We start from the raw sequence: 22,063 nt of genomic DNA on the forward strand, positions 1-22,063 counted from the left end.
AGTACCCCGGCATGAAGTGTCAGCAGGTCAGTCGCGGATCGCGACCACTGCGTCGACCTCGACCGCCACCCCGAGCGGCAGGACGGGAACGCCCACCGCCGAGCGCGCGTGGCGGCCCGCTTCGCCGAACACTTCCTGCATCAGCTCGGACGCGCCATTGGCAACCTTCGGCTGATCGGTGAAGCTGCCGGCCGAATTGACGAACACGCCGAGTTTCACGATCCGCTGCACACGGTCGAGCGAGCCGAGCGCGGCCTTGATCTGCGCCAGCAGCATGATCCCGCAGCGGCGCGCGGCGGCCTGCCCGGCTTCGAGGTCGACATCCTCGCCCAGCCGGCCGGTGATCAGGCTGCCGTTCTCGGCGAAGCTTATCTGGCCCGAGATGTGGAGGAGGCCGTTCGCTTCCACCGCCGGAACGTAGGAGGCGACGGGCGCGGCGGCTTGCGGCAAGGTTATGCCGAGTTCGGCAAGGCGGTTGTCGATGCTGTTCATGGGTCAGCCCCAAGCACCGGCGCCGCGGCGAATCAAGCCTTCCGCGTTACGCTGAACCCGGCGAAGCTCTGGCTGGTGGGCATCAGCTCCAGCGTGTTGATGTTGAGGTGCGGCGGCAGCGTCGCCACCCACCAGATGGTCTCGGCCAGGTCCTCCGCGGTCATCGGATCCATGTTCGCGTAGAGCGCTGCGGACGCGGCCTGGTCGCCGCCGGTGCGGACAAGGGTGAACTCGGTCTCGGCCATGCCGGGCTCGATGGAGGTGACGCGCACCCCCGTGCCGGCCAGGTCGCACCGCAGGTCCAGCGAGAACTGGCGAACGAACGCCTTGGTCCCGCCGTACACCGCGCCGCCGCGATAAGGGTAGGTGGCGGCGACCGAGGACAGGTTGATCACCGCGCCGCGGCGCTCGATCAGCCGCGGCAGGACGGCGCGGGTGAGCGCGACCAGCCCGGTGATGTTGGTTCCGATCACCTGGTCGAGCTGCTGCCAGTCCTGCTCGTGCAGCGGCTCGGCCGGCGGGGCGAGGCCAGCGTTGTTGAGCAGCAGGTTCAGCCCGCCCCACTCACCGGCCAGCTCGCCCATGCGGCCGAGCGCGTCCAGGTCGCGCATGTCGAGCTCGAGTGGGAGAAAGGCTTCGCCAAGCTCCTCCTGCAGGGCGCGGAGCCGGTCGCCGCGGCGGCCGGTGCCGATCACCCGCCAGCCGTTGCGGGCGAAGAGCCGCGCGCTGGCCGCGCCGATCCCGGCGGTGGCGCCGGTGATCAGGATCGTCTTGGTCATGCCGCGTCCTTCAGGCGATCAAGGATCCAGCCGGTCGCGGTAGGCCAGTCGTCAATGCGCGCATGGGCGTGCTCGGCAGTTTCCGTAACCCCCGCCAGCCGCGGCTCGGCGACCATGTGCAGCCGGATGGTCTCGGGCGAGTGTTTGGCGACCGACGCGTGGTGCACGGCCAAGTCGTCCACGAACAGGCTGCGGGTGGCGGAATGGCGTTCGACCAGCTGCAGCAGCGGAGCGCCCTTGCCCCCCTGGTTGCAGACCACCTCGTGGCGGATGCCGTGGCTGGCGAGCTGGTCCACCCGCCACGGGTGCGCCTCGTCCTGAAGGTTGGTGAGGATCACGATATTCGCCACCTCGCCGATCCGCCCGAGCCCTTCCAGAGCGCCCGGAACCAGCGTCTGCCGATGCATCTCGCCGCGGAAAAAGGCATGCAGCAGCGGCCAGACCTCTTCGGAGGGCACCCGCTCGCCGGTCGCTGCACGCTTCATGGAGCCGCCGAAATCGCCGTCCTCCGGGCGGAAGCTGATGCCGTGGGCTTCGTGGAGCCATTCGGCGAAGTGCGAGACCATATGCAGCAGGACTTCGTCGCAGTCGGTGACCAGCAGGGGACGGTTCATGCCTCGAGAGCGCTCCGAGCGGCGACCAGTTCCTCCGGCTTGCGGCCAAGCTCCGCGGCGACCGCCAGCAGGTCGGGCTCGTGCGCTTCCAGGAAGCGCAGCACGGCGCTGAGCAGCTGCGGATCGTCGGCGCGCTCGCGCAGGTCTGCAGGTGCGATGCCGCTCAAGTCCAGCAGCCGTTCGGCGCGGCGCTCGTCCCGAATCGTTACGGCGAGCGCGTGCAGTGCAACCGTCAGGGGGTCGTCGTTGTTTGAGGCTGGGTTGATCATCGCCTATAAGGGGAGGTGAGGCTCGGGAGCTAGTAAGTGGCCAGGATCCTGGTTGTCGAGGACAACGCCCTCAACATCAAGCTGTTCTGCGACCTGCTGGCGGCGCACGGGCATGAGCCGCACGCAGTGACCGACAGCCGCGAGGCGCTGGAGCGGGCGCAGGCGGCCAAGCCCAACCTCATCATCACCGACATCCAGCTGCCGCACATCAGCGGCATGGAATTCATCCGGCAGGTCCGCGACGACCCGGCGCTGCGTGACGTGCCGATCATGGCGGTGACCGCCTATGCGGGGGCGGGCGACGAGGAGCGGGTCCGCGATGCCGGGGCGCAGGCTTATGTGTCCAAGCCGATCTCGGTAGCGAGGTTCGTCGACGAAGTGACAGCGCTGCTCGAACGGCGGGAGCCGGTGGCCGGGTGAGGCATATCTCGGCGAAGGCCGGGGTACAGCCAACAACGAAGAAGGGCGCCGAAGCGCCCTTCGACCGCTGCCGCGGCTCTATCTTACTGGATCCCGGTCAGCGTCCGGGATGACGACCCTAGGGGGTCGTCACTTGATCTTTGCTTCCTTGAACTCGACGTGCTTGCGCACGACCGGGTCGTACTTACGGAAGCTCATCTTCTCCGTCTGGTTGCGCGGGTTCTTCTTGGTCACGTAGAAGAAGCCGGTGTCGGCCGTGCTGACGAGCTTGATCTTGACGGTTGCCGGCTTGGCCATCGCAGAAGGTCCCGAATGCTTGAAAAACAAAGAGCGGCAAAAGCGCCGCTCAATCCGGGCAGCCCCATGCCGCCGCGGCCACGACTTGTCAAGAAAGCTCCTCAGTCACGGCGCTGCCACTGAGCCTTAGTCACTCCTTAACCGGACGCGGCAACTCTGGGCCGGTAAATGGAAGGTGAGCCATGACCGAGTCGGCCGACAACCTACACCGCGACCTGCGCGCACGTATCGCGGACGTGCATCGGCGGGCGGAGCGCCTGTCGCCGCTGGACATCCACCGGCGGATGGATGCGATCCGCGATCTTGCGGCCCAAGGGGGCTTGGCGGCAGTGGAAGGATTGGCGTCCCGCTCCGCCCAACTGGCGTTGCTGCCCGGCTGCCGGGTGACGGTGCAGAGCTGCCTGGCGCACATGGACGCCGCGCTTAGCAGCGGGTCGGCAGCCGACCGCCAGACCATATTAGCTGCAGTTGCCGTGCGCCTGCACTGATACGGAAACGGAACGGCCGCTGACGCATTAAGCGGTGCATGCGGGCCTTTTCCCAGCTCCTCGATGCGCTGGTCTACACCCGCTCACGCAACGGCAAGCTCAAGCTGATCGGCGATTACCTTCGCCGCACCCCCGATCCCGACCGGGGGGTGGCGCTGGCGGCACTGACGGGCACGCTCGACATCCCGGCGGTCAAGAGCGCGGTGATCCGTGGATTGGCCGAGGAGCGCGTCGATCCGCTGCTGCTGGGCATGAGCCACAACTATGTCGGCGACCTGGCCGAAACGGTCGCGCTGCTGTGGCCCGTGCCGGCCGGCAACGACCCGGAGCTGGACGACGGCACGGTGCGCATCGCCGACGCGGTGGAGCGGCTGCGCTCGGCCTCGCGCTCCGACGCGCCGGGCGTGCTCGCGGCCATGCTCGACCACCTGGACGCGTCCGGCCGCTTCGCTTTGCTGAAGCTGGCCACGGGCGAGCTGCGGGTCGGGGTCAATGCGCGCAACGCCAAGCAGGCCTTCGCCGACGGGTTCGGGCTCGATGTCGAGCAGGTCGAGGAGGTGTGGCACGGTCTGGCCCCACCCTATCTGGAGCTGTTCGCCTGGGGTGAGGGCCGCGGCGAGCAGCCTACGGCGCGCGACGTGCCGGTGTTCCGCCCGTTCATGCTGGCCCACCCGCTCGAGCAGGGCAAGGTCGCGCTGGCCGACTATGCCGCCGAGTGGAAGTGGGACGGCATCCGGGTGCAGCTGGTGCATGCCGGCGGGCAGACCCGACTCTACAGCCGCACCGGCGACGACGTCACCCGCAGCTTTCCGGAGATCGCCGATGCTTACCGCACCCCCGGCGTACTCGACGGCGAGCTGCTGGTGCAGGGCGCGGGCCAGGGCGGCGACGAGCACGGCGGAACGGCGGCGAGCTTCAACGCGCTGCAGCAGCGGCTTGGGCGCAAGGTGGTGTCCGCCAAGCACCAGGAACAGTATCCCGCGTTCGTTCGCCTGTACGACATGCTGTTCGAGGGTGCGGAGGACCTGCGCGAGCTGCCATGGGAAGCGCGACGGGAGCGGCTGGAAGCGTTCATGCCGCAGCTGGACGCGAGCCGGTTCGATCTGTCGCAGCTGATCGAAGCGGGTAGCTTTGCCGAGTTGGAGGAGATCCGCGCCGGGGCCCGCGACGCGTCTATCGAGGGTATGATGCTGAAGCGGCGGGATTCGCCCTACGTCGCCGGGCGCCGCGTCGGCCTGTGGTACAAATGGAAACGCGACCCGCTGACCGCCGACTGCGTGGTGATGTACGCCCAGCGCGGCTCGGGCAAAAGGTCGAGCTATTACAGCGACTATACCTTCGGCTGCTGGGCCGAGGACGGCGAGCTGCTGCCGGTCGGCAAGGCCTACATGGGCTTCACCGACGAGGAGCTGAAATGGCTAGACCGCTGGGTGCGGCAGCATACGGTGCAGCGCTTCGGCCCGGTGCGCGAAGTGGAGAAGACGCTGGTAATGGAGGTGGCGTTCGACTCCATCCACCTGTCCAAGCGCCACCGCTCGGGCCTGGCGATGCGCTTTCCCCGGATCAGCCGCATCCGCACCGACAAGCCGGCACATGAAGCGGATCGGGTCGAGACGCTGCTGGCGATGGTGACCTAGAAGCCGTGCACCGCCACTTGCCGACCTTCCGCGTCCGCGCGCCCGCGGTACATGCCGGCGGTGGTGAAGCCCCACGCCGCCTCGCCCTGCGGTGACACCGCGATCAGCCCGCCCTTCCCGCCCAGCTCCGCGATGTCCGCCAGCACGGCGTCGAGCGCGGTCTGCAGGTCCTCGCCGAGCATCCGCATGCGCGCGGTCAGCTCGTGGCCGGCGGCGGCGCGGATGAAATACTCGCCCGAGCCGGTTGCGGATATCGCAGCGGCGCGGTCGTCGGCGTAGGTCCCGGCCCCGATCAGCGGGGAGTCGCCGATGCGGCCCCAACGCTTGGCGGTCAGCCCGCCGGTGGAGGTCGCCGCGGCGACATGGCCGTGCACGTCGACCGCCACCGCGCCGATCGTGCCGTACTTGACGTCGGCGTCGAATGCGCCGCCTGCGTCCAGCACCTTGCTCAGCATCGCCCGGCGTTCGGGGATCTCGAACCAGCCTGGATCCACCGTCTCCAGGCCCTGCTCCCGCGCGAACTCCTCCGCCCCGTCGAAGCTGAGCAGCACGTGAGGGCTCCGTTCCATCACCGCTCGGGCAGCGGTGATCGGGCTACGTACCGTGCGCAGGCCCGCAACGGCGCCGGCGGCGCGGGTCCGGCCGTCCATGATCGCGGCATCGAGCTCGATCCGGCCCTCCGCATTGAGCACGCTGCCGCGGCCCGCGTTGAAGGCGGGATGGTCCTCCAGCTGGCGCGCTGCGGCCTCGACCGCATCCAGCGCCGTTCCGCCCGGGCGCAGCACGGCCTGCCCCGCGTCCAGCGCCCCGTTCAGCCCGGCCAGCCCGGCCGCTTCCTCTTCCGCCGTCAGCCGCATCGCACCGCAGCCGCCGTGGATCACCAATCGCCATCGTCCCATGACCGGGGCCGTAGCCGCTCCTCCGGGCTTCGTGCAACGCGCGGACGCGCTTACCCGAGCGACAACTCGTGCAGCTCGCTCACCAGCCGCCACTCGCCGAGGTCCGCGAGCATGACCCGCGCCGCCTGCTCGGTGAGGTCGGCGGCGCGGGGGAGGTCGGAGGTGCCGCGGAGATCACGGGCGATCCGGTCGAGCAGCGCTGCCGTATGCCGCGCGCGGTTGGCCGCCGCGCGGTAGTCGCCCTGCACCCGGATGCCGAAAATGGCGGTGCCGAGCGCCGGCAGCCCGGCCGAAAGGACCGTTGTCCAATTGCCGGCCCGCCCAATCAGCTCCGGCGCGAACTCCAGCGCGGCGATGGTCAGGAACGTCAGCAGAAGCGTCGCGATGAACAGCGCGAGGCCGACATGCTCCAGCCGGCCGTCGAGCCGCTCGGCCTGGGTCGCCGCGGCACGATTGTAGGCGATCTGCGGCTGCAGCTCGCGCTCGGCGATCGCGGCGGCGAGCGTGGGCAGGTCCTCCCTCCGCATCCGGCCTGCGGGACAGCCGACGGTCCGCCACATGGCCGCCGAGTACCAGTCGATCCACCGTCCGGCGATCGGCTCGGCGGCGGTGCCTGGCGGATCGGGCGCGGCGATGCCCAGCAGCTTGAGGCTGCGCATCGGCCGCAGCCGCTCGGCCAGTTGGCGGTAGTCGAGCCAGCGCTGGTGCCAGCAGCGGCGCGAGCCGGTAATGGTGTTCACCACCACCACCAGCACGACCAGGAACTCGGCCAGCGCGAGCAGTGCCGGATCGGCATGCAGCACCAGCCCGGACAGGCCGAGCCACACCCCGAGCGCCGCCAGCAGGAAGTTGAGCACATGGCTGCTGCGATAGATCTGGGCGAAATGGGTCGCCAGCCGGTCGCTCCAGCCGTAAGCCGCCTCCAGCATGTCGAACGACGCCGACACGCCATGGCAGCCGACGCAGGTCTCGCGGTAGGCGTGCCATTCGGCCTGGTCCGCAGCGATCTGGGAGCGCGCGCTCAAGTCCCTGCGCGACAGGGCGCGAGTTCCCGTAAGCGCCATCAGCAGCGGATACTCCAGCCGCCAGCGCAGCAGCCGCTGGGTTTCGGCAAGGAAGCCGCGGGCGAACCGCCGCTCGGAGTCGACTGCGGGAGGAGCGAGCATCGCCTCCAGGATCGTCCGCAGGGCCTCGGGCGTGGCCGGCCGGCCGCACGCTCGATCTCCCGGGAGGGTGACGACCACCGGATCGAAGGCGCTCCACAGGAGTGTGGCCGGCGCGGTGCCGTCCGGCGGGATGTGGAGAATGGGCGTGCCGCGGGTCAGCGCCAGCTCGACGGTCTCGGCCGTGCCCCCGCGGCCGCGTGCGGGAAGCCCGTCCCACACGGCGATGAGCAGGTCGCAGTGGGCCACCGTCGCGCGCCCGGCCATGACATAGGCATCGATTGGGGAAGCCGGATCGCCTGGCAGTTCGAGCACGCAGCGGGAGCGTGCGAGCAATTGTTGAAGCCGGTCCGCGGCTTCGGGCTCGAGCCGAGCGCAGTCGTCGCTCGGCAAGGGCAATACGGCCTGCAGCTCCCAGCCTTGCTCTACGGCGAGCAAGGCCGCCATCTGGTCTGCCCCGCCGGCCAAGGGGGAGACCAGGGTGAAGCAGGGCGGGTCATGGGCGAACACCTCGCGCTCGCGCTCCAGGATGACGAGCGCCCCCTTGCGCAAGGCGTCGAGCGCTTGTCCGATCCGGACGGCAAGTTGGTCAAGGGCGTCGCCCGTCGGCAGCGCCTCGCTGCGGTGCCCGGTGATCCCGACAGTCAGGGAGAAAGGGGGGCGCGGAGGCCCAAGGCCGGCAGCTCCCCCACCCTCCCCCATGCTTCAGGCGATGTTCTTGATGATAGGATCGCACTCGTAAGTGGACTTGTCCTCGCCATCGAAGAACAGGGAATAGGTATAAACCCCTTTGGTGCCGGGGTTTTCTACATCAAGGGAACGGCCGGCTATCGTGGAATCATCGACTTGAGCAGGCCAGTCCTTCGCGCGGTCTACTGGGCACTCAAGTCCCTCTTGCACACTAAATGGGGTTGAACTGAACCTCAGGTCTAGCCCCGTGTCATCGATAAGCCTGAAGCGTATGATCCCTCGTCGGCCGGCTTTTGTAATGATCGCGTGAGCGTTCACCTTCTCACCCGGCTTTTTGTCGTCGACGGCTCCGCCTAACGCGAACAACACCGTATCGAGATCCCGATCCCAGATTGCGTGTACGTTCACCTTGACCTTTAGTGGCACCAGCGTTTCGGCTTGAGTTTCGTCGCCAAACATTGCCTGATCCATGGTGCTCTCCCTGTTGATCGCTGCTGAGCCGATCACAAGCCGTTCTTGATGATCGGGTCAAAGTGGAACGTGCCGCCGTCGCCCTCGAAGTTGAGGGCGTAGCCGAACTCGCCATTCTGCGAATTGGTGTCGGTGATCGTGAGCTTCTTCCTGCCGAGTTGCCGGATCAGGAACTCGCCATCCGCGTCGCCCGGCTGGGTCGGGCAGGCCGATCCGTTCTGAAGCCAGATCGCCTCGCGCGGCGTTTCGGGAAATCGGAGGTTGCGGCCGGTCCGATCGTCGAGGTCGAAGGTGATATCGGCAGGTCCATCCGCCGTGATCTGAAGTACTTGGCCGTTCTTCCTGCCGCTTCCGGGCGGGACGAAGCGGCAGTCTCTGTCGTCCCAGTCGATCCCGCCGTTCCCGTCAGGTCTCGCCTTCAACGTGACCACCACCTTGGTTGGCATCGTCAGCCCCCCTGCTGCATGAACTTGGCGTAGAGCGGGTGCTGGTAGCCCAAGCCACCAAGGCGCGCCGCGATGCGCTGGGCCTCGCCAGTCTGCCCGACGCGGCTGAGCAACAGGGATCGCAGCGCGAGATCGTCGGGACTGGTGGCCGCTTCGGCCCGCCAGTTCTCCAGCGCCGTCTGCCAGGCGAGCGCCGCCTCCTGCCCGCGGGAAAGCATTTGCAGCGCATCCCCCGCCAACAGCCGCGCACGGGCCAAATCCGCTTGACCCCGCAAGGTGTTGTGGCGGGAAGCTTCGGCGTTCGCGACAGCTTCGTCCGCCTGGGTGAGTGCGTCGCCGGGCGCACCGCCGGCAAGCGCCAGCCGCGCCCGCGCCAGCAGGCATTGACGCCGCAAGGTCTCGCTCCAGCCCACCACGGTGCTGTCGCGGGCGATCAGGCGATCCACGATCCCGCAGCCGGCTTGCGCCGAGCCTGCGGCAGCGGCCAACTGGTCGTGCGACAGTTGCACTTCCGCTGCAACGAAGTAAGCGCGTGCCGCGCGCTCCGACCATTGCGAGTTGGCCGGGTCGGTAGCGAGAAGCTGTTTGGCAAGTTTCACTCCGGTATGGGCGTGCACGGAAGCTGACTCCGCCTGACCGGTTGTAAGATGCAGGCGAGCAAGAGCCGGCTCACCGGCCAGCCGCTTGAGCCGGAACTCCATGTCGTCGGGGAAAGCAGCCATCGCTCGTCCCGCAAGTCCGATCATTCTCTCCCTGGTCCGAACCGCTTCCCGAAGCCGTCCTGCGCCGGCCTGTGCGTCGGCGAGGTAGGCGAGCGACTCCAACCGCTGTTTCTGGTAGTCGCGGTTCTGAGGCTCGAGTGCGATCAGCCTCTCGAGCGGTGGGAGGGTGCCGGCGAACAGTCGGCCTGCCTCGGAGTACCGCTCATGGGCCTGGAGCAGAAGCACGCCAAGGTTGTGGTCGGCATAGATGCCTTCCATCAGATACTCGCGATTGGCGGGCGCCAGCGCGATCATGCGCTCCGTCATCCGCTTGTACTCGCGCCAGGCGCTCGCGGCCTCGGCGATCCGGCCTCGCTGCCAGGCGATCGAGCCGATGTAGAACAGGTTCTGCGAATGGTCGTACAAGCGCCGCGCATCGTCGGGATGGCGGCGGAGCAGCTCAAGGGTGGTCGCGCCTGCCTCCCGGTAGCGCCGCAACGCGCCGTCGAGGTCAGCCCGGCGCTGGGCGATGTCGCCCATCATCGTCAGTGCCCTAGCCCGCTGCGCCAAACCCTCGTCCGTGAGGGAGCGTTTGTCTTGCTCTTCATAATATTCGAGAGCCCGCACGCCGACCACGTCAAGCGCTTCGAGTTTGCCGATCGGTTCGAGCCGGTCCCGTAGATCGCCCAGCATAAAGCCGATCAGCCCTTCGGCCTCTCGCCGCTGATGACGCGCTTCGTCGCGCGCCTGGACGGAGCTGACCGCAAGGCCGGTGGCTGCCAGCATGCCGGCGATCGATGCCGCGCTGATCCCGACCATGCGGCGATGGCGATGGACCTCGTCGCGCCGAACCAGCTCGTCGAGTCGGAGGTCGAGCATGCCCGCGACGAGCTTGAGCAGCCCCCGTGCGCGCCCGTCCCCACCCGGGCGAAGGTCGACGGCGATCGGCTCCGCAGCCTCCCCGGTCGGCTCGCCTTCCTCGTCGAACTGCTCGCGCATCGCGGGTGGGAAGCATTCGTCGGCAGCGCGGTCAGCCAGCCGTGACGCCCAGGGCTCGCCGGCGACGATGACGGCGAGCACCTCGCCGTCAGGCCGCAGCCGTTTGAAGGTGCGTATCTCCTCGTCGACCCAGCGGCTTTTCGCAGCCGCCGGCGAGCACAGCACGATCAAGTGTCGCGAACATTCCAGCGCCTGCTCGATCTCTTCCGACAGGTCGTCCGCGGCGGCCAACTCGCTGCGGTCGCGAAAGATGGGGATCAGCCGTGCCGGAACCAGGAAGCGCTCCGCCCGCCGTCCGACCAGGGCTTTGGGCACCCGGAATCGCTCAAGCGCCCGGTGGAGCCGTTCGGCCTCGCTTGCATCCGCGTGGCTGTAGCTGAGGAACGCCCAGTAGCGCTGAACAAAGGGCGCGCGAACGGGTCCTCGCCGAACTCCGGCGGCAACGCTGCGGGACAGGACGGCCGAGCCTTCCATACGTGCCCCCGAGTCGCGGATGTCGGGTAGATAACAGAAATGGCGGATTACCGCACCGTTGCTTAGCTTGGCTGCAAGAGGCGGCTCGCCTATATGCGGGGCATGTCCGTTCGCCCCTGGCGCGATATCGCGCGCCGCCCTTCCCGGCAGATCATGGTCGGCAACGTGCCGGTCGGCGGCGACGCGCCGATCACCGTGCAGACCATGACCAACACGCCGACCTCCGATGCGCGCGCCACGATCGACCAGATCCGCCGCTGCGAGGAGGCGGGCGCGGATATCATCCGCGTGTCATGCCCGGACGTGGAAAGCACGGCCGCACTGGGCGAGATCGTGCGCGCCGCGAAGGTGCCGATCGTTGCCGACATCCACTTCCATTATCGCCGCGCGCTGGAGGCAGCGGACGCAGGTGCGGCGTGCCTCAGGATCAATCCCGGCAACATCGGTTCGGCCGACCGGGTGCGGGAGGTGGTCAATGCGGCCAAGGCGAACGGCTGCGCGATCCGCATCGGCGTGAACGCGGGCAGCCTTGAGAAGGACCTGCTCGAGAAATATGGCGAACCGTGTCCGGAGGCGCTGGTGGAAAGCGCGCTAGACCACATCCGGCTGCTCCAGGACCACGACTTCCACGACTACAAGGTGGCGGTGAAGGCATCGGACGTGTTCCTGGCCGTCGCCGCTTATCAGCAGCTCGCTGAGGCCGTGGACTGCCCCCTGCACCTCGGCATCACCGAAGCGGGCGGGCTGGTCGGGGGCACGGTCAAGAGCGCGATCGGCATCGGATCGTTGCTGTGGTTCGGCATCGGGGACACCATCCGGGTGTCGCTGTCGGCCGAGCCCGAGGAGGAAGTGCGGGTCGGCTACGAGATCCTGAAGGGGCTCGGCATTCGCAACCGCGGCGTGCGCGTGGTTTCCTGCCCATCGTGCGCGCGGCAGGGCTTCGACGTGATCCGCACCGTGCAGACACTGGAAGAACGGCTGCAGCACATTCGCACGCCGCTCTCCCTGAGCGTGCTCGGCTGCGTGGTGAACGGTCCGGGCGAGGCGCGCGAGACCGACATCGGGCTGACCGGCGGCGGCAACGGACGGCACATGGTCTATCTGTCGGGGGTCACCGACCACCATGTCCAGGACGAAGGCATGGTCGACCACATCGTTCGGCTGGTGGAGGCCAAGGCGGCGGAGATTGAGGCTGCGACCGCCTCCTCGGCTGTGCTCGACGCCGCGGAGTAGCCGCCTCAGAGCGGCTCGGCGAACGCGACCCGCCAGAAGGCGGTCTCCGCATCCTCGATCCCGAAGTCGTTGTCGTTGACCAGCAACAGCGTGCGCTCGTCCAGCAGAGCCATGCCTTCAAGGTCGCGGCTGATCTCCGGGTGGTGGTCGGTGGAGAACAGCAGCTGCTTGGATAGCACCGGCAAGTCGAGGGTTCCGGCCGCGCTCAGCTCCTCGACCGTGGGCCGCGTGGCTGCGTTCAGATGCTCCGGCGGCAAGGCGCACTCGGGGTCGAGCTGCACGAGGTAGAGCTTGGTGCTGGCCGAGCCGCGTTCGAGCAGGATCAGGCGATCCGCGCCGAGGCAGGTCATCTCGCTGACCTTGATGTCGCTTCGCTGCAGCGGACCTTCGGCCGAGTCGCGACGGAAGCTGTCGGGCTCGTCGAGCGCGTACAGATACTGCGCCGCCACTGCGCCCGTGGCCGTGTCGAGCGTCCACAAGCGGGTGTGCCGGGCGGCCGCGTGCGCGTCCACGTCGGGGTGCGCGAGCGGGCTCTGGAAAGCGAGGTGCAGGCGGCGGCCGTCGTCGGACAGGGCGATCGCTTCGAACCCGCGGTTGACGTGGCGGGTGGCGGCCAGCGCCGGAAGCACGGCGGCCGTCGGGTAGGGCGCATCGGCCACCGTCCGCTCGGCGCCCTGCGGCACCCACCGCATCCGGACTTCGCCGGTCGGCGCGACCTGCAGCAGGGACGGGCCGTACTCGTCGCCGATCCAGATCGTGCCGTCGGGCGCCACCGCGATCCCTTCGCTATCCACCCCGCCGGGATCGGGGGTGTGCGGCGTTCCGTCCACCCTCACGGCGGGCTCCATCCGGCTGTTGACGCTGCCGGGCGTGGGCAGCCCGCTGATCGGCTTACCGTCTCCTCCGGCGAGGGGTAAGGCGCGCACCAGTTCAACCGCGTCGTCCGTCAGGCGCAACTCGGCCAAAGCCGGTCCGATATCAAGCGCCGGCATGACCTTGGCGCCTTTCACCGCGCCGTGCTGCGCCACCGCCTCAAGCCCGTAGGTCTCGACCGCGAGTTCGACCTTGAGGTTGGGCCCGCGATCGCCGACCGCCCATAGCCGCCCGTCGGGCGCCCGGGTCAGGCCGGAGCCGAGGCCGCGCAGGATTCGCAGCCGCCGCTTGGGGCAGGGCAGTTCGGCGAGCAGCTCGTCCTGAAAGCGGAGGCGGGTGATGCTAGGTGCAGTCATGAACAAGCCAACGGTTCGTCAACGGCCGGGGTTGCGCGGGGCGGCAGATGCCCTAGCGGCTGGGGCGTGCACCCGTTTCGCCACACCCCCGCAGCGGCCTTTCTGGTCGGCAGCATCGGCATCGCCCTGTTCTCGGGCATGGACGCGGTGATGAAGGGTCTGGTGCTCGCCATCGGCGCCTTTGCGACCATGTTCTGGCGGAGCTTCGCCACGGTGGGCCTGTCGGCGGCGCTCTATCTGCCGGGGCGCAAGGGTTGGCCAGGCAAGCGGGCACTGCGGCTGCATGTCGCCCGCGGCCTCCTGTCCACGGTCATGGGCCTGCTGTTCTTCTGGGGCATTGGGCGGGTGCCGCTGGCGCAAGCGATCGCGCTGGCCTTTATCGCGCCGCTGATTGCCCTGTATCTCGCCGCCGTCTGGCTTGGCGAGACGGTGGATCGGCGCACAGTGGCCGCCTCGGTGGTGGCGTTCGCGGGCGTGCTGGTCATCTTCCTGGGCCAGGCCCGGGCCGACCTTGGATCCGAAGCCCTGCTCGGCAGCGTGGCGGTGCTGGTGTCGGCAGTATGCTACGCGGTGAACATCATCCTGATGCGGCAGCAGAGCCTGGCGGCGGGACCGCAGGAGATTGCCTTTTTCCAGAACCTGACGGTCTGCGCGGCGCTTTTCGCGGCCCTGCCCTTCGTGGGCGCCGCGCCGCCGCCCGCCGAGCAATGGCCGCCGCTGTTGCTGGCGGCGCTGCTGTCCGTCACCTCCATGCTGCTCCTGAGCTGGGCTTACGCGCGGGCGGAGGCGAGCTACCTGGCGACGACGGAGTACACGGCTTTCCTGTGGGCGGCGCTGTTCGGCTGGCTGTTTTTCGCCGAGCCGGTGTCGGCCTTCACCCTGGCCGGCGCGCTGCTGATCGTGGCGGGCTGCATCCTTGCGGCGCGGCGCCCGCAGCAGGCCTCACCGGCGCTAGAGGCCGTGGCATAGGAGGCGAGCGTGGCTTGGTTTTTCCTCATCCTGGGCGGCCTGTTCGAGGTCGGCTTCACCACCTCGCTGCGCTTCGCGGACGGCTTCCGCAACCTGCCGTGGACAGGCGCCTTTCTCGTCTCGGTCACCCTGTCGATGGTCTTGCTGGAATATGCCGCTCGGACGATCCCGATGGGCACTGCCTATGCGGTGTGGACCGGCATCGGTGCGGTCGGGACCGTGGTCGTCGGCATGGTCTTCTTCGGGGAGCCGGTGACCACGGTGCGGACGCTGCTGATCCTGGGGATCGTCGCGGCGATCGCCGGGCTGAAGCTAACGGCGTAGCGCCGGGGCCGCGAACGCACTCGTCTCGATCGACGGCAGGAAGCGCGCGTTCGGCAGGGGGCCGCGCGCCTGTTCGTAGGCGTAGCCGAGGCTGAGTATATCGCCGTCCCGCCACTTGCCGCCGATAAAGCTGAGGCCCACGGGCAGCCCCTTCACCTGACCCATCGGCACGCTGAGGTGCGGATAGCCGGCGACCGCGGCCAGGCTGCCCGCGCCGCCGCCGCTGATCTGGTCGCCGTTCACCGCGTCGATCTTCCAGGCGGGCGGCATGGTTGGGCCGACCAGGGCGCTGAGTCGGTTGGCGCGAAGGAGACGGTCGATGCCGTTCGGACCGGCCGCGGCGAAGCTCAGCTGGCGCGCGCGGCGGTAGGCGGGGTCGACGGTGCCCTTGGTCGCCTGCGACTGCACGAACAACTCCTGCCCGAACAGCGGCATCTCACGCGCGGCGTTGGCCTGGTTGAAGGCGATCAGCCCCTTGAGGTCGCGCGCGGGCAGCGGGGCCGGGCTGGACTTCAGATAGTCGTTCAGCCCGTCCTTGAACTCGGCCAGCAGCACCTTGAACTCGTTGCCGCCGATCGCGCTGTCGTCGAACTGCTTGATCTCTATGAGCGTTGCGCCCTGCGCCTTGAGCACCGCCAGCGCGCGCTCGAACGGCTCGTCGGTGCCGAAGCCCGCGGCGAAGCGCATCACCCCGATGCGCTTGCCCTTGAGCGCATTTCGGTTGAGGCCGGCGGCGAAGTCGCGCTTGCGCTTGTCGGCCTCGGCGGTGGCCGGGTCGGAAGGGTCGCTACCGGTGATGGCCGAGAGCAGCAACGCCGCCTCGCGCACGGTCGGGGCCATCGGCCCGGCGGTGTCCTGGCTCTTGCTGATCGGGATGATGTGGGTGCGGCTGACCATGCCGACGGTGGGCTTGAAGCCCACGATGCCGTTGATCGCGGCCGGGCAGGTCACCGACCCATCAGTCTCCGTGCCGATCGCCAGCCGGACCAGGCCCGCAGCGACCGCAGTGGCGCTGCCGCTGGAAGAGCCGCACGGGTTGCGGTCGAGCGCATGAGGATTTCGCGTCTGCCCGCCCACCGCGCTCCAGCCCGAGATGGAGCTGGTGGAGCGGAAGTTGGCCCATTCGCTGAGGTTGGTCTTGCCGACGATCACCGTGCCCGCGTTGCGCAGCCGGGTGACCAGCGGCGCGTCGCGGCCGGTGACGTTGCCGAGGAGCGCCAGGCTGCCCGCCGTGGTCGGCAGCGGCCCCGCCATCTCGATGTTGTCCTTGATGAGCACCGGCTGGCCGGTCAGTGGTCCGCGGGGGCCGCCCATGTCCACCCGCGCCGCCTGGGACAGCGCGGTCGGATCGATCGCGATCACCGAGCCGACCCGGCCGTCGATCTGGCGGATTCGCTGCAGCGCCGCGAGGGTCTGGGTCTCGGCAAACCCGAGCGGGCGCGCCCCGACCGGCTGGGAGGGGCGAGCCACACCGCGCGGCTGGGCGAAAGCGGTGGAGGTGGCCGCAAGAACAAGGGCGGCGCTGGCGAGCAGGCGGACGGACAAGCGAAACTCCTTCGCGTTCAGACGCTTCGGCAGATCCTCATTGACCAGCTTCGCGCCGGGCTCAAGCCTCGATCGCGCGGCCTTCGCCGAGCGTCGCGTCCGGCGACTGGAAGGTAACGTCCTTCGCCCGCGCCAGGCCGTCGGTGATGACCTTCAACGCCTCGTCACGCCCGCCCCAGCGGCCGACCCGGGTCCATTTCTCGGGCTCCAGATCCTTGTAGTGGGTGAAAAAGTGGCTGATCTGCTCCATCACGATCGGCGGCAGATGCTCACCCTCGCTGACATCCTGGTAGTAGGGCGAGGTCTTGATCTCCGGCACTGCCAGCAGCTTCTCGTCGCCGCCCGCTTCGTCCTCCAGGAACAGCACGGCGATCGGCCGCGCCCGCACCACACAGCCGGGCATGAACGGCCAACGCGCCATCACCAGGCAGTCCAGGGGATCGCCGTCATCGCCCAGCGTATGCGGAATGAAGCCATAGTTCGCCGGATAGCGCATCGAGGTGTGAAGGATGCGGTCGACGAAGATGGCGCCAGACGTCTTGTCCAGCTCATACTTGACCGGCTCGCCGCCGATCGGGACTTCGATGACGACGTTGACACTTGTCGGCGGGTTGCTGCCCGCTGGTACGAGTTCGAGGTTCACTTGGGCTCCAGAAGGATGTCGAGCGCGCCCCGCTTGGCGCCCACTTTGGTGAAGCGCGGATAGCGCAGGCCCCCGTTCCAGGAAAGGGGCACCAGCCGCACTTCCTCGCCGCGCTTGGTGGTGAGCTGGAGGAGGGCCGAGCCGCCCTTGGCGGTGGTAATGCGCTCCTTGACCGCGGCTTCGTTGTAGGTGCGGCCGTCGACCGCCAGGATCGTTTCCCCGACCACCAGGCCCGCGCGGAAGGCCGGGCTGCCCCAGATCACCTGGGTGATCTTGCCGTCCTTGTCGATCGTCAGGCCGGCGGAGAAGCTGAGGTCGTTGGCCTTGCTGGCCTTCATGGACGCGGCCTGCGCAGCGTTGGGCGTTTCGGCGTAGTCCAGCCGGTAGCCCGAGCGGGTGAAGCCGCCGAGCGGCGCGCCGTCCCCGGTCTGGTTGACGCGCTGGTCGAGGAAGCTGCGCCAATCGTACTGGTAGACGCCGTTCAGCGTGCGCACCACGTCGTCTAAGGTGTAGGAGACCACGCCCCAATCGCCGGGGCGAATGCCGAAAAAGGCGCGGGCGAAATCGTCCATGCCGCGGCGGTTGCCGGTGCCCCCGCGGATGATCGCGTCGGCCTCCGTCCAGATCAGCAGGCCTTCGTTGTAATAGTCTTCCGAGCGCTGCCAGCTGGTCCACGCCTTGGGACGGCGCGCGGAGATGATCGGGTCGTTGGTGGTGTCGACCAGCGGCCGCCACTGCCGTCCCGCCCGCACGTCCAGGGTCGCGGCGATCACCGCCAGCTTGCCCAGCACCTGTTCCTTGGTCGACATGCCCGAGCGCGCTTCGAGCACATGGCCCCAGAACTGCGTCTGCCCCTCGTACAGCCACAACAGGCTGTTGCGCATGGGCGTGCGGAAGTCGGGGGTGAACAGATCGGCGGGGCGGCGGAACTTGCCGTTCCAGCTATGCACGAATTCGTGCGGCAGCAGATTGTGGTCGGGCAGGCTCGCCTGCCAGTCGGTGAAATAGCCGGGGTCGTTCTGGTTCTCGGAGGAGCGGTGATGCTCCAGGCCGATGCCGCCGAGCCGGCCGGTGATGGCATGGAGGAAGTCGTAATGGTCGTAATGGCGGGCGCCGAACAGCCGCAGCGACTGGGTGACGAGGTTGCGGTGCTTCTGCAGCACGTCCGCAGGAACCGCCAGCTCGCTCGGGTGGTCGGCGACGGTGTTGAGGGTGACCCCCTGGCCGAGGTCGTCGGCGCGGAAGTAGCGGCCAGCGAAGACGGGCGAGTCCTGCAGCACCTCGTAGTTGACGGTGCCGTAAGTGACGCGATTGCCCGCCTGGACCGATGGGCGAAGCGCGGTCGCGGCGCGCCAGCCAGCCGGGTAGGCGACGGTGGCGGTCACCGGGATGCGGCGGGTGTAGTAGCCCGCGGGATAGAGCGACACGTCTTCCCATTGGAGGTTGAGCATCTCGCGGGTGACCAGCACCCGGCCCTGGTCCGGGCTGGTTGGGGTCAGGAGCTGAAAGCTGGCCTGTACCTCTTGGACGCCGGCGGGCACGTCGAGGTGGAAGGCGTACACGTCGGCGGGATCGCGGGTCCAGGGCAGCACCTGGTCGCCGGCGCGGAAGGTCAGCCCGGACAGCTTGTCGAGCTCGCCGCGGGGCGCGTGGTTGCCGGGCAGCCACTGCGGGTAGAGCAGGGTCATGCGGCCGGGCTGCACGACGGGGATCGTCTGGCGGATGGTCCAAATGCCCTGGCGGGTGTCGGTCGCGTCCACCTCCAGCCGCACCGTGCCGGGATACGGGATGTCGCGGGCGGCCGGTATGAGGTCGGTAACCGGCAGCGGCTGCGGGGCGGAGTTGCCGGTGGGGACCTGAGCGGAGGCGGCGGTGGCGGCAAGTAGGGCCGCGACGACAGGCAGAAAGCGCATGAGGTGGGTGCCTAGCCTTTGCGTGGGCGAGCGGCTAGGGGCGCCGCGTTGCCCATGGCCAAAATCCAACCACCCCAGCCGGTTCGCGGCACCCAGAGCATGCTTGGCGAGGAGGCCGACCGCTTCCACGCGGTGGTCGCGGCGTTCGACCGGGTGCGGCGGCTGTTCGGGTTCAAGCGGGTCGAGGTGCCGGTGCTGGAGCAGACGGCGGTGTTCGCGCGCTCGCTGGGCGAGACCACCGACGTCGTCTCCAAGGAGATGTACAGCTTCAAGGACCGTTCGGGCGACAGCGTTACCATGCGGCCCGAGTTCACCGCGGGCATCGCGCGGGCCTATCTGTCCGAAGGCTGGCAGCAGTTCGCGCCATTGAAGGTCGCGACGCACGGGCCGGCCTTCCGCTATGAGCGGCCGCAGAAGGGGCGCTTCCGCCAGTTCCACCAGCTCGACGCCGAGATCCTGGGCGCAGCCGAGCCGCAGGCCGACGTGGAAGTGCTGCTGTTCGCCGACCAGCTGCTCAAGGAGCTGGGTCTGGGCGAGACTGCGGTGCTGAAGCTCAACACGCTGGGCGATCCGGAGACCCGCCGGGCATGGCGCGACGCGCTTCACGAGCATTTCCAGGGGCACCGCGATGCGTTGAGCGAAGAAAGCCGCGAGCGGCTGGAGCGCAACCCGGTGCGCATCCTCGACAGCAAGGTGCATGGCGATTGGCCGGTCATCGACAGCGCGCCGGTCATCGACGACTTCCTCACGAGCGAGGCGGGCGAGTTCTTCGGGGCGGTCACCGCCGGGCTCGACTCCGCGGCCGTCCGCTGGGAACGGGCGCCGCGGCTGGTGCGCGGGCTCGATTACTACCGCCACACCGCCTTTGAGTTCATGACCGACACGCTGGGCGCGCAGGGCACGGTGCTCGCGGGCGGGCGGTACGACGGGCTGGTCGAGGCGCTGGGCGGACCGCATACGCCGGCGATCGGCTGGGCGGCGGGGATTGAGCGACTGAGCATGATGATTGCGGCGCCCGAGCCCGAGCGGCCCGAAGCGGTGCTCGTGCCCCTGGGCGAGCGGGCCCAAGCGGCGGCCGTTCGCCTGCTGGCCGATCTTCGCTTGCGGGGTATCGCCATCGACATGGCGTATCGCGGCAACATGAAGAAGCGGATGCAGCGGGCCGCGGCAACCGGCGCCGGCTTCGCGCTGATCATCGGCGAGGACGAACTTGAGGCCGAGGCGGCGCAGGTCAAGGACCTGAAGACAGGCGAGCAGCGGGCAGTGGCCTTTGCGCTGCTGGAAGCGTCCATCCGGGCATGAACGGCATTTCCTCGGCGCGGATCGTCCAGATCGAGGCGAAAAAGGCGGAGCTCGCCGAGGCGCTGGCGGCGGGCGACCTGCCGCCGGACGAGTTCGTGCGCCTGTCCAAGGAATATGCGCAGATCGAGCCGGTCGCAGCGGCGGCCCGCGAGGTGCGCCGCCTGCGGGCGGAGCGCGAGAGCCTGACCGCCATGACCCGCGACGGCGACGAAGAGCTCCGGGCGATGGCGACCGAGGAGCTCGGACAGATCGAGGAGCAGCTGCCGCGAGCCGAGCGAGCCCTCGCCCTTCAGCTGCTCCCGCGCGACGCCGCGGACGAGCGCGCGGCCATGTTGGAAGTGCGCGCGGGGACTGGCGGCGACGAGGCGGCGCTGTTCGCGGGCGACCTCCTGCGCATGTACCAGCGCTTCGCCGAGGAGCAGGGCTGGCGCTTCGAGCTGATCTCCGCCAGCTCGGCCGATGTGGGCGGCTACAAGGAGGCGGTGGCCTCGATCAGCGGCGCGGGCGTGTTCGCGCGGCTGAAGTTCGAGAGCGGCGTGCACCGCGTCCAGCGCGTTCCCGCGACGGAAAGCGGCGGGCGCATCCATACCTCGGCGGCAACCGTCGCGGTGCTGCCGGAGGCGGAGGACGTCGACGTGCAGATCGACGACAAGGACCTGCGCATCGACGTGTACCGCTCGTCGGGACCGGGCGGCCAGTCCGTGAACACCACCGACAGTGCCGTCCGCATTACCCACCTGCCGACCGGCCTGGTGGTCATCCAGCAGGACGAGAAGAGCCAGCACAAGAACAAGGCCAAGGCGCTGAAGGTGCTGCGCACGCGGCTGTTCGAGCTGGAGCGCGAGCGGCTGGCCAGCGAGCGGGCGGGCGCGCGCAAGTCGATGGTCGGCTCCGGCGACCGGTCCGAACGCATCCGCACCTACAATTTCCCGCAGGGGCGGGTCACCGACCACCGGATCAACCTGACCCTGCACAAGCTGCCCGAGATACTAGAAGGTCCGGGTCTCCGCGAACTCACGGAAGCGCTAACTGCGGAAGACGAAGCGCAGCGGCTCGCGGGGCTGGAAGAGGCGTGAAGCCGGTCGAGCGCGCGCTGGCGGAAGCGGCGCGGGCGTTGGCCGAGGTCAGCGACACGCCGCGGCTGGATGCCGAGCTGCTCATGGCTCGCGCGCTTGGGATAGAACGCGAGCAACTGCTGCTATGGCCGCCTGCTGATGAAGTGCCGGCCGCCTTCCAGGACTCCGTCGAGCGCCGCCGCTCGGGTGAACCGGTCGCCTACATCGTCGGCCGCCGAGGCTTCTGGAACATCGAGCTGGAGGTGGGTCCCGGCGTGCTGATCCCTCGCCCGGACAGCGAGACCTTGATCGCCGCCGCAGTGCGGCACTTCGCGGGGAGCGGCGGGCCGCGGCGCGTCCTGGATCTCGGCACCGGACCGGGTACGCTGCTGCTCGCCGCGCTCGATCAATGGGCCGGCGCGACCGGACTCGGGATCGACAGCAGCGAACGGGCGCTCGGCTATGCCCGGGCGAATGCCGCGCGATTGGGCTTGGCTGGGCGCGCCGACTTCCGGCTGGGCGATTGGGCCGGGGGCATCGACGAGCGCTTCGACCTGCTACTGTGCAATCCGCCCTACGTGGCGACGCACGCGGCGCTTGGGCTTGGCGTTGCCGAGCATGAGCCCGCCGGCGCGCTGTTCGCCGGTGGCGACGGCCTGGACGAGTATCGCCGTCTTGCGCCGGCGATCGGGAGGCTGATCGCCCCGACCGGGCTGGCGGCGGTGGAGATCGGCGCCGACCAGGGCGAAACTGCCGCTGCATTGTTCGCGGCTCACGGTCTCCAACCTGTCCTAGAACGGGACTTGGGCGGCCGGCCCCGAGCGCTCCTGATCCAGGTCAAGCAATATTAGCTTGGAAAGCCGTGCGATCCGCATTACATCGTCAGTCAGCAACGGGGCCGCCTCACGCACTACAAGGCCTGACGCCACCCGCGGCTACCCCCGACGAAATCGGTCGTGGCAGCGCCGCTCAAGCGCTCCGACAGAACGACTTTGGGGCAACACGGCGCTT

23 protein-coding genes are annotated in these 22,063 nt (G+C 68.8%); 9 read left to right on the forward strand and 14 right to left on the reverse strand.

Going from position 1 to position 22,063, the window contains the following annotated elements; all coding sequences use genetic code 11:
• Nucleotides 1-27 precede the first annotated feature (27 nt).
• From QZX62_RS02345 to QZX62_RS02360, 4 genes are read right to left on the reverse strand one after another with little or no spacing between them, the layout of a single operon-like run.
• On the reverse strand, nucleotides 28-492 hold the full coding sequence (locus tag QZX62_RS02345; protein WP_294171851.1) for a RidA family protein: 465 nt from the start codon (nucleotides 490-492) through the stop codon (nucleotides 28-30).
• 32 nt (nucleotides 493-524) lie between these two features.
• Nucleotides 525-1,271, reverse strand: coding sequence for an SDR family NAD(P)-dependent oxidoreductase (locus tag QZX62_RS02350; protein WP_294171854.1), 747 nt, complete (start codon nucleotides 1,269-1,271; stop codon nucleotides 525-527).
• Nucleotides 1,268-1,885 carry an HAD family hydrolase gene (locus tag QZX62_RS02355; RefSeq protein WP_294171856.1) on the reverse strand — a complete coding sequence of 206 codons (618 nt, stop codon included), beginning with the start codon at nucleotides 1,883-1,885 and terminating at the stop codon, nucleotides 1,268-1,270. The genes QZX62_RS02350 and QZX62_RS02355 overlap by 4 nt, the downstream gene beginning before the upstream one ends.
• Complete coding sequence (locus QZX62_RS02360; RefSeq protein WP_294171857.1) at nucleotides 1,882-2,154, reverse strand: DUF3572 family protein; 273 nt, start codon at nucleotides 2,152-2,154, stop codon at nucleotides 1,882-1,884. The genes QZX62_RS02355 and QZX62_RS02360 overlap by 4 nt, the downstream gene beginning before the upstream one ends.
• Before the next feature lie 45 nt (nucleotides 2,155-2,199).
• Between QZX62_RS02360 and QZX62_RS02365 the strand changes: the two genes are divergently transcribed.
• Nucleotides 2,200-2,574 carry a response regulator gene (locus QZX62_RS02365; protein ID WP_294171899.1) on the forward strand — a complete coding sequence of 125 codons (375 nt, stop codon included), beginning with the start codon at nucleotides 2,200-2,202 and terminating at the stop codon, nucleotides 2,572-2,574.
• 129 nt (nucleotides 2,575-2,703) lie between these two features.
• Here the strand turns inward: QZX62_RS02365 and rpmG are convergent, their stop codons facing one another.
• Complete coding sequence (gene rpmG, locus QZX62_RS02370) at nucleotides 2,704-2,871, reverse strand: 50S ribosomal protein L33 (RefSeq protein WP_294171859.1); 168 nt, start codon at nucleotides 2,869-2,871, stop codon at nucleotides 2,704-2,706.
• 182 nt (nucleotides 2,872-3,053) lie between these two features.
• Here rpmG and QZX62_RS02375 point away from each other — a divergent pair, with 182 nt between their 5' ends.
• A complete protein-coding gene (locus tag QZX62_RS02375) occupies nucleotides 3,054-3,359 on the forward strand; it encodes a hypothetical protein (protein WP_294171861.1) in 306 nt (101 codons plus the stop codon).
• Between the two features lie 38 nt (nucleotides 3,360-3,397).
• A complete protein-coding gene (locus tag QZX62_RS02380) occupies nucleotides 3,398-4,996 on the forward strand; it encodes a cisplatin damage response ATP-dependent DNA ligase (protein ID WP_294171863.1) in 1,599 nt (532 codons plus the stop codon).
• Here the strand turns inward: QZX62_RS02380 and QZX62_RS02385 are convergent.
• The 5 genes from QZX62_RS02385 to QZX62_RS02405 form a co-directional block, all read right to left on the reverse strand.
• Complete coding sequence (locus tag QZX62_RS02385; protein WP_294171864.1) at nucleotides 4,993-5,895, reverse strand: isoaspartyl peptidase/L-asparaginase family protein; 903 nt, start codon at nucleotides 5,893-5,895, stop codon at nucleotides 4,993-4,995. The genes QZX62_RS02380 and QZX62_RS02385 overlap by 4 nt on opposite strands.
• A gap of 50 nt (nucleotides 5,896-5,945) precedes the next feature.
• Complete coding sequence (locus QZX62_RS02390) at nucleotides 5,946-7,610, reverse strand: DUF4231 domain-containing protein (RefSeq protein ID WP_294171865.1); 1,665 nt, start codon at nucleotides 7,608-7,610, stop codon at nucleotides 5,946-5,948.
• Between the two features lie 153 nt (nucleotides 7,611-7,763).
• Nucleotides 7,764-8,219, reverse strand: a complete 456-nt coding sequence (locus QZX62_RS02395; protein WP_294171866.1) for a hypothetical protein — start codon at nucleotides 8,217-8,219, stop codon at nucleotides 7,764-7,766.
• Between the two features lie 32 nt (nucleotides 8,220-8,251).
• Nucleotides 8,252-8,665 carry a hypothetical protein gene (locus QZX62_RS02400; RefSeq protein WP_294171867.1) on the reverse strand — a complete coding sequence of 138 codons (414 nt, stop codon included), beginning with the start codon at nucleotides 8,663-8,665 and terminating at the stop codon, nucleotides 8,252-8,254.
• A gap of 2 nt (nucleotides 8,666-8,667) precedes the next feature.
• Complete coding sequence (locus QZX62_RS02405) at nucleotides 8,668-10,839, reverse strand: toll/interleukin-1 receptor domain-containing protein (RefSeq protein ID WP_294171868.1); 2,172 nt, start codon at nucleotides 10,837-10,839, stop codon at nucleotides 8,668-8,670.
• A 102-nt stretch (nucleotides 10,840-10,941) separates the two neighbouring features.
• Here QZX62_RS02405 and ispG point away from each other — a divergent pair, with 102 nt between their 5' ends.
• On the forward strand, nucleotides 10,942-12,072 hold the full coding sequence (gene ispG, locus QZX62_RS02410) for a flavodoxin-dependent (E)-4-hydroxy-3-methylbut-2-enyl-diphosphate synthase (RefSeq protein WP_294171869.1): 1,131 nt from the start codon (nucleotides 10,942-10,944) through the stop codon (nucleotides 12,070-12,072).
• A 5-nt stretch (nucleotides 12,073-12,077) separates the two neighbouring features.
• On the opposite strand, the gene QZX62_RS02415 is transcribed toward ispG, so the two are convergent.
• A complete protein-coding gene (locus QZX62_RS02415; protein WP_294171870.1) occupies nucleotides 12,078-13,301 on the reverse strand; it encodes an esterase-like activity of phytase family protein in 1,224 nt (407 codons plus the stop codon).
• A 66-nt stretch (nucleotides 13,302-13,367) separates the two neighbouring features.
• Between QZX62_RS02415 and QZX62_RS02420 the strand changes: the two genes are divergently transcribed.
• Both QZX62_RS02420 and QZX62_RS02425 read left to right on the forward strand, forming a co-directional pair.
• Nucleotides 13,368-14,270 carry a DMT family transporter gene (locus tag QZX62_RS02420; protein ID WP_294171873.1) on the forward strand — a complete coding sequence of 301 codons (903 nt, stop codon included), beginning with the start codon at nucleotides 13,368-13,370 and terminating at the stop codon, nucleotides 14,268-14,270.
• A 9-nt stretch (nucleotides 14,271-14,279) separates the two neighbouring features.
• On the forward strand, nucleotides 14,280-14,594 hold the full coding sequence (locus tag QZX62_RS02425) for a multidrug efflux SMR transporter (RefSeq protein ID WP_294171874.1): 315 nt from the start codon (nucleotides 14,280-14,282) through the stop codon (nucleotides 14,592-14,594).
• Here the strand turns inward: QZX62_RS02425 and QZX62_RS02430 are convergent.
• The 3 genes from QZX62_RS02430 to QZX62_RS02440 all read right to left on the reverse strand — a co-directional run bounded on the left by QZX62_RS02430 (nucleotide 14,583) and on the right by QZX62_RS02440 (nucleotide 18,695).
• The gene (locus QZX62_RS02430) at nucleotides 14,583-16,139 is read right to left on the reverse strand and encodes an amidase (protein WP_294171875.1); all 1,557 of its coding nucleotides are present in this window, start codon (nucleotides 16,137-16,139) and stop codon (nucleotides 14,583-14,585) included. The two genes, QZX62_RS02425 and QZX62_RS02430, sit on opposite strands and share 12 nt — an antisense overlap.
• 61 nt (nucleotides 16,140-16,200) lie before the next feature.
• Nucleotides 16,201-16,782, reverse strand: a complete 582-nt coding sequence (gene ppa, locus QZX62_RS02435; RefSeq protein ID WP_294171876.1) for an inorganic diphosphatase — start codon at nucleotides 16,780-16,782, stop codon at nucleotides 16,201-16,203.
• Entirely contained in the window at nucleotides 16,779-18,695 is a 1,917-nt protein-coding gene (locus tag QZX62_RS02440; protein ID WP_294171878.1) for a peptidase M61, read from the reverse strand. Before QZX62_RS02440 ends, ppa begins: the two co-directional genes overlap by 4 nt.
• Nucleotides 18,696-18,749: 54 nt before the next feature.
• Here QZX62_RS02440 and hisS point away from each other — a divergent pair, with 54 nt between their 5' ends.
• Genes hisS through prmC form a run of 3 tightly spaced genes read left to right on the forward strand, consistent with a single transcriptional unit; the run spans nucleotide 18,750 to nucleotide 21,903 of the window.
• Complete coding sequence (gene hisS / locus QZX62_RS02445) at nucleotides 18,750-19,997, forward strand: histidine--tRNA ligase (protein WP_294171880.1); 1,248 nt, start codon at nucleotides 18,750-18,752, stop codon at nucleotides 19,995-19,997.
• On the forward strand, nucleotides 19,994-21,073 hold the full coding sequence (gene prfA / locus QZX62_RS02450) for a peptide chain release factor 1 (RefSeq protein WP_294171881.1): 1,080 nt from the start codon (nucleotides 19,994-19,996) through the stop codon (nucleotides 21,071-21,073). Before hisS ends, prfA begins: the two co-directional genes overlap by 4 nt.
• Complete coding sequence (prmC, locus tag QZX62_RS02455; protein WP_294171882.1) at nucleotides 21,070-21,903, forward strand: peptide chain release factor N(5)-glutamine methyltransferase; 834 nt, start codon at nucleotides 21,070-21,072, stop codon at nucleotides 21,901-21,903. Before prfA ends, prmC begins: the two co-directional genes overlap by 4 nt.
• The last annotated feature ends 160 nt before the right edge of the window (nucleotides 21,904-22,063 follow it).

Origin of the sequence: uncultured Sphingomonas sp., from assembly GCF_902806265.1 — a bacterium.
In the GTDB taxonomy this organism is placed as follows: Bacteria; Pseudomonadota; Alphaproteobacteria; order Sphingomonadales; family Sphingomonadaceae; genus Sphingomicrobium.

What these genes read in the sequence shown, in the direction of transcription:
- QZX62_RS02345 (WP_294171851.1), bottom strand. Translation starts at nt 492, where the DNA reads ATGAACAGCATCGACAACCGCCTTGCCGAACTCGGCATAACCTTGCCG.
- QZX62_RS02350 (WP_294171854.1), bottom strand. Translation starts at nt 1,271, where the DNA reads ATGACCAAGACGATCCTGATCACCGGCGCCACCGCCGGGATCGGCGCG.
- QZX62_RS02355 (WP_294171856.1), bottom strand. Translation starts at nt 1,885, where the DNA reads ATGAACCGTCCCCTGCTGGTCACCGACTGCGACGAAGTCCTGCTGCAT.
- QZX62_RS02360 (WP_294171857.1), bottom strand. Translation starts at nt 2,154, where the DNA reads ATGATCAACCCAGCCTCAAACAACGACGACCCCCTGACGGTTGCACTG.
- rpmG (WP_294171859.1), bottom strand. Translation starts at nt 2,871, where the DNA reads ATGGCCAAGCCGGCAACCGTCAAGATCAAGCTCGTCAGCACGGCCGAC.
- QZX62_RS02375 (WP_294171861.1), top strand. Translation starts at nt 3,054, where the DNA reads ATGACCGAGTCGGCCGACAACCTACACCGCGACCTGCGCGCACGTATC.
- QZX62_RS02380 (WP_294171863.1), top strand. Translation starts at nt 3,398, where the DNA reads ATGCGGGCCTTTTCCCAGCTCCTCGATGCGCTGGTCTACACCCGCTCA.
- QZX62_RS02385 (WP_294171864.1), bottom strand. Translation starts at nt 5,895, where the DNA reads ATGGGACGATGGCGATTGGTGATCCACGGCGGCTGCGGTGCGATGCGG.
- QZX62_RS02395 (WP_294171866.1), bottom strand. Translation starts at nt 8,219, where the DNA reads ATGGATCAGGCAATGTTTGGCGACGAAACTCAAGCCGAAACGCTGGTG.
- QZX62_RS02400 (WP_294171867.1), bottom strand. Translation starts at nt 8,665, where the DNA reads ATGCCAACCAAGGTGGTGGTCACGTTGAAGGCGAGACCTGACGGGAAC.
- QZX62_RS02405 (WP_294171868.1), bottom strand. Translation starts at nt 10,839, where the DNA reads ATGGAAGGCTCGGCCGTCCTGTCCCGCAGCGTTGCCGCCGGAGTTCGG.
- ispG (WP_294171869.1), top strand. Translation starts at nt 10,942, where the DNA reads ATGTCCGTTCGCCCCTGGCGCGATATCGCGCGCCGCCCTTCCCGGCAG.
- QZX62_RS02415 (WP_294171870.1), bottom strand. Translation starts at nt 13,301, where the DNA reads ATGACTGCACCTAGCATCACCCGCCTCCGCTTTCAGGACGAGCTGCTC.
- QZX62_RS02440 (WP_294171878.1), bottom strand. Translation starts at nt 18,695, where the DNA reads ATGCGCTTTCTGCCTGTCGTCGCGGCCCTACTTGCCGCCACCGCCGCC.
- hisS (WP_294171880.1), top strand. Translation starts at nt 18,750, where the DNA reads ATGGCCAAAATCCAACCACCCCAGCCGGTTCGCGGCACCCAGAGCATG.
- prfA (WP_294171881.1), top strand. Translation starts at nt 19,994, where the DNA reads ATGAACGGCATTTCCTCGGCGCGGATCGTCCAGATCGAGGCGAAAAAG.